Origin of the sequence: Paenibacillus sp. FSL R5-0490 (assembly GCF_001956215.1) — a bacterium.
Taxonomy (GTDB): domain Bacteria; phylum Bacillota; class Bacilli; order Bacillales; family Cytobacillaceae; genus Cytobacillus.
The window spans coordinates 1-3,616 of the sequence record NZ_MRTQ01000051.1 but is presented as its reverse complement, the minus strand read 5'-3'; the positions used below and the strand labels follow the sequence as shown (position 1 = coordinate 3,616).

At 51.9% G+C, this 3,616-nt stretch carries 2 tRNA genes and 2 rRNA genes; all 4 read left to right on the top strand.

The window, feature by feature from the left end:
* The first annotated feature begins 126 nt into the window (after nt 1–126).
* The 4 genes from BK139_RS23320 (at nt 127) to rrf (ending at nt 3,582) form a co-directional block, all read left to right on the top strand.
* Nucleotides 127–203: transfer RNA gene (locus BK139_RS23320), tRNA-Ile, on the top strand.
* A gap of 11 nt (nt 204–214) precedes the next feature.
* Nucleotides 215–290: transfer RNA gene (locus tag BK139_RS23315), tRNA-Ala, on the top strand.
* A gap of 157 nt (nt 291–447) precedes the next feature.
* A 23S ribosomal RNA gene (locus tag BK139_RS23310) occupies nt 448–3,383 on the top strand.
* 82 nt (nt 3,384–3,465) lie between these two features.
* A 5S ribosomal RNA gene (rrf, locus tag BK139_RS23305) occupies nt 3,466–3,582 on the top strand.
* Nucleotides 3,583–3,616 lie beyond the last annotated feature (34 nt).

Here is a 3,616-nt window from a genome sequence, read left to right as displayed (position 1 = left end):
GCCGTATCGGAAGGTGCGGCTGGATCACCTCCTTTCTAAGGAATATTTACAAGAGACGTGACGTTCTCTGTTCGTTCAGTTTTGAGAGTTCAATCTCTCACAGTTTAATACCTTTACCTATTATGTGGGCCTATAGCTCAGCTGGTTAGAGCGCACGCCTGATAAGCGTGAGGTCGATGGTTCGAGTCCATTTAGGCCCACCATCTCATATAATGGGGCCTTAGCTCAGCTGGGAGAGCGCCTGCTTTGCACGCAGGAGGTCAGCGGTTCGATCCCGCTAGGCTCCACCAACCATAACGATGCCATTCGTTATTTTTTGTTCCTTGAAAACTAGATAATGTTATTGAAGAAGCAATAACCGAGTAATCGCCATCTTAGTAAATTCTCTATGTTAAATAGAGTTAAAAACCTTTGATACTGTTCATCTTCGATGAACCTGTCAAATACGGTTAAGTTAGAAAGGGCGCACGGTGAATGCCTTGGCACTAGGAGCCGATGAAGGACGGTACTAACACCGATATGCTTCGGGGAGCTGTAAGTAAGCTTTGATCCGGAGATTTCCGAATGGGGAAACCCCCTATCCGTAATGGGATAGGATCTTTACCTGAATACATAGGGTATGGAAGGCAGACCCGGGGAACTGAAACATCTAAGTACCCGGAGGAAGAGAAAGCAAACGCGATTCCCTGAGTAGCGGCGAGCGAAACGGGATTAGCCCAAACCAGGAGGCTTGCCTCCTGGGGTTGTAGGACACTCTATACGGAGTTACAAAGGAACGAGGTAAATGAACAGGTCTGGAAAGGCCGGCCAGAGAAGGTAAAAGCCCTGTAGTTGAAACTTCGTTCCCTCCAGAGTGGATCCTGAGTACGGCGGGACACGAGAAATCCCGTCGGAAGCAGGGAGGACCATCTCCCAAGGCTAAATACTCCCTAGTGACCGATAGTGAACCAGTACCGTGAGGGAAAGGTGAAAAGCACCCCGGAAGGGGAGTGAAAGAGATCCTGAAACCGTGTGCCTACAAGTAGTTAGAGCCCGTTAATGGGTGATAGCGTGCCTTTTGTAGAATGAACCGGCGAGTTACGATTACATGCGAGGTTAAGTTGATAAGACGGAGCCGCAGCGAAAGCGAGTCTGAATAGGGCGAATGAGTATGTGGTCGTAGACCCGAAACCAGGTGATCTACCCATGTCCAGGGTGAAGTCCAGGTAACACTGGATGGAGGCCCGAACCCACGCACGTTGAAAAGTGCGGGGATGAGGTGTGGGTAGCGGAGAAATTCCAATCGAACTTGGAGATAGCTGGTTCTCTCCGAAATAGCTTTAGGGCTAGCCTCATGTAGTAAGAGTCTTGGAGGTAGAGCACTGTTTGGACTAGGGGCCCCCATCGGGTTACCGAATTCAGACAAACTCCGAATGCCAAAGACTTATCCATGGGAGTCAGACTGCGAGTGATAAGATCCGTAGTCAAGAGGGAAACAGCCCAGACCACCAGCTAAGGTCCCAAAGTATACGTTAAGTGGAAAAGGATGTGGAGTTGCTTAGACAACCAGGATGTTGGCTTAGAAGCAGCCACCATTTAAAGAGTGCGTAATAGCTCACTGGTCGAGTGACTCCGCGCCGAAAATGTACCGGGGCTAAACGTATCACCGAAGCTGTGGATTGACATCTTCCGATGTCAGTGGTAGGAGAGCGTTCTAAGGGCGTTGAAGCCAGACCGCAAGGACTGGTGGAGCGCTTAGAAGTGAGAATGCCGGTATGAGTAGCGAAAGATGGGTGAGAATCCCATCCACCGAATGCCTAAGGTTTCCTGAGGAAGGCTCGTCCGCTCAGGGTTAGTCGGGACCTAAGCCGAGGCTGAAAAGCGTAGGCGATGGACAACAGGTTGATATTCCTGTACCACCTCTTTACCGTTTGAGCAATGGGGGGACGCAGGAGGATAGGGTAAGCGCGCTGCTGGATTAGCGCGTCCAAGCAGTTAGGCCGGTAACGAGGCAAATCCCGTTACCACACAGGCTGAGCTGTGACGGCGAGGGAAATTTAGTACCGAAGTTCCTGATTCCACACTGCCAAGAAAAGCCTCTAGCGAGGGAAAAGGTGCCCGTACCGCAAACCGACACAGGTAGGCGAGGAGAGAATCCTAAGGTGAGCGAGAGAACTCTCGTTAAGGAACTCGGCAAAATGACCCCGTAACTTCGGGAGAAGGGGTGCTCATTAGGGTGAATAGCCCTGATGAGCCGCAGTGAATAGGCCCAGGCGACTGTTTAGCAAAAACACAGGTCTCTGCGAAGCCGCAAGGCGAAGTATAGGGGCTGACGCCTGCCCGGTGCTGGAAGGTTAAGAGGAGAGGTTAGCGCAAGCGAAGCTTTGAATCGAAGCCCCAGTAAACGGCGGCCGTAACTATAACGGTCCTAAGGTAGCGAAATTCCTTGTCGGGTAAGTTCCGACCCGCACGAAAGGCGTAACGATCTGGGCACTGTCTCAACGAGAGACTCGGTGAAATTATAGTACCTGTGAAGATGCAGGTTACCCGCGACAGGACGGAAAGACCCCGTGGAGCTTTACTGTAGCCTGATATTGAATTTTGGTACAGCTTGTACAGGATAGGTAGGAGCCTGAGAAGCCGGAGCGCCAGCTTCGGTGGAGGCGTCGGTGGGATACTACCCTGGCTGTATTGAAATTCTAACCCGCGCCCCTGATCGGGGCGGGAGACAGTGTCAGGTGGGCAGTTTGACTGGGGCGGTCGCCTCCTAAAAAGTAACGGAGGCGCCCAAAGGTTCCCTCAGAATGGTTGGAAATCATTCGCAGAGTGTAAAGGCACAAGGGAGCTTGACTGCGAGACCTACAAGTCGAGCAGGGACGAAAGTCGGGCTTAGTGATCCGGTGGTTCCGCATGGAAGGGCCATCGCTCAACGGATAAAAGCTACCCCGGGGATAACAGGCTTATCTCCCCCAAGAGTCCACATCGACGGGGAGGTTTGGCACCTCGATGTCGGCTCATCGCATCCTGGGGCTGTAGTCGGTCCCAAGGGTTGGGCTGTTCGCCCATTAAAGCGGTACGCGAGCTGGGTTCAGAACGTCGTGAGACAGTTCGGTCCCTATCCGTCGTGGGCGCAGGAAATTTGAGAGGAGCTGTCCTTAGTACGAGAGGACCGGGATGGACGCACCGCTGGTGTACCAGTTGTCTTGCCAAAGGCATCGCTGGGTAGCTATGTGCGGAAGGGATAAGTGCTGAAAGCATCTAAGCATGAAGCCCCCCTCGAGATGAGATTTCCCATAGCGTCAAGCTAGTAAGATCCCTGAAAGATGATCAGGTTGATAGGTCAGAGGTGGAAGCGTGGCGACATGTGGAGCTGACTGATACTAATCGATCGAGGACTTAACCAAGTCATATATGGTTATTACTCGGCAAATGCTTCTTCATACATTATCTAGTTTTGAGGGAACGAAGTTTCTTCAAACCAAATAGTCCGGTGGCGATAGCGAGAAGGTCACACCCGTTCCCATACCGAACACGGAAGTTAAGCTTCTCAGCGCCGATGGTAGTTGGGGGCTGTCCCCCTGTGAGAGTAGGACGCTGCCGGGCACATGAAAGAGCACCTGATGGGTGCTCTTTTTTA